Source organism: Microbacterium sp. NPDC077184 (assembly GCF_040687055.1).
Lineage (GTDB): Bacteria > Actinomycetota > Actinomycetes > Actinomycetales > Microbacteriaceae > Microbacterium.
Map to the genome: position 1 here is coordinate 1 of NZ_JBFBMM010000016.1, position 1,324 is coordinate 1,324.

The 1,324-nt window shown below is 64.7% G+C and carries 1 protein-coding gene; it reads left to right on the forward strand.

Annotated features, from left to right (window positions below; genetic code table 11):
- Positions 1-122: 122 nt before the first annotated feature.
- The coding region (locus AB0O93_RS16155) for an IS256 family transposase (RefSeq protein WP_363345079.1) at positions 123-1,324 on the forward strand (1,202 nt) is incomplete at its 3' end.

The window sequence follows — 1,324 nt, forward strand, 5'->3', positions numbered from 1 at the left end:
GGTGACGTCCCGGGTGGTGGTGGAGTTTTCGGCGGAGTCGTTGGTGTCGTTGACGCTGGCGAGCCATCGTGCGTGGTCAAGATGAGTACCGATCAAAGAACTCAGAGAAAGACACACGCACGATGGCTCTTGACCAGTCTGCCCTCCTCGAGCTGCTCGGGGAACTGAAACTCACCGATGTCAACGACCGGGTCCGGGTCGCGACCGAGACGCTCTATCAGGAGCTGATCGACGCGGAAGCGGCCGCGTTCATCAGGGCTGCCCCGTTCGAGCGTTCCCCCGATCGGGTGACGCAACGCAACGGCACCCGCCCGAAGACCGTGAGCACGAAGGTCGGGGACCTGGAATTGCGGATCCCGAAGCTGCGGCAGGGGTCGTTCTTCCCGTCCCTGTTGGAACGTCGCCGTCGGGTCGATCAGGCACTGTTCGCGGTCGTGATGGAGGCCTACGTCCACGGTGTTTCCACCCGGAAAGTCGACGACCTCGTGAAGGCGCTTGGCGCAGACACCGGGATTTCCAAGTCCGAGGTGTCACGGATCTGCGCGGGCCTGGACGAGGACGTCGCCGCGTTCCGGGACCGGCCGCTCGCGGACACCACCTACCCGTATGTGTTCCTCGACGCGACCTACTGCAAAGCCCGCGTCGGCCGGCGGGTGGTGTCCCAAGCGGTGGTCGTCGCCGTCGGCGTCGCCGCCGACGGGCGGCGAGAAGTCCTGGGCTTCGAGGTCGGAGACACCGAATCGCAACCGTTTTGGACCGCGTTCCTGCGCTCGTTGAAAGCACGCGGTCTGGGCGGGGTGAAGCTGGTGATCTCCGACGCTCACACGGGCCTGATCGCCGCGATTGAGACGGTCTTCCACGGCTCGTCCTGGCAGCGGTGTCGGGTTCACTTCATGCGCAACGTCCTCGCGAACGTCCCGAAAACCGCCGGGCCGATGGTCGCGTCGATCATCCGCACGATCTTCGCGCAACCCGACACCGAGCACGTGTTCGCCCAGTTCCACGAGGTCTCTCGCATGCTCGGCAGGTCACACCCGAAGGTCGCGGACATGCTCAACGACGCCCAGGACGACCTGCTGGCATTCTGCCAATTCCCGTTCCAGCACTGGCGTCAGATCTGGTCCACGAACCCGCTGGAACGAGTGAACAAGGAGATCAAGCGCCGCACCGACGTCGTCGGCACCTTCCCGAACCCGGCCGCACTGCTGCGCCTGGCCGGACACGTCCTCATCGAGCAACACGACGAATGGGACGGCGCCGACCGCCGATACTTCAGCGAGCACTCCATGAAACTCCTCGACACCACCGAAGAGGAGGTGGCGAT